Here is a 280-nt window from a genome sequence, read left to right on the forward strand (position 1 = left end):
TTTAAGCTCCTTGAACCTGGAATCACCTTCCAGAGGCATATTCCTGTTCGCATCATGTAAAAAGCGGACAGCTCCAAAAAGGTGAGCGAAAACCAATTCGGCTACAGAAGCCGAAGATGCGGCAGGAGTATTAAAAACCTTTAAGCCTTTACTGCGGGCGTATTCCACATCTATATTGTCCATACCAACTCCTGCACGGCCTATTACCTTAAGGGTAGGGCAGGCGTCCATAAGATCTTTCCGCACCTTGGTGGCACTGCGCACTATAACGGCGTCTATT

1 pseudogene is annotated in these 280 nt (G+C 47.9%); it reads right to left on the reverse strand.

Annotation, left to right across the window (positions count from 1 at the left end):
• A pseudogene (locus HC176_RS19380) lies at window positions 1-280 on the reverse strand (3-phosphoglycerate dehydrogenase); the annotation flags it as partial.

It is taken from the genome of Tamlana crocina, assembly GCF_012037625.1.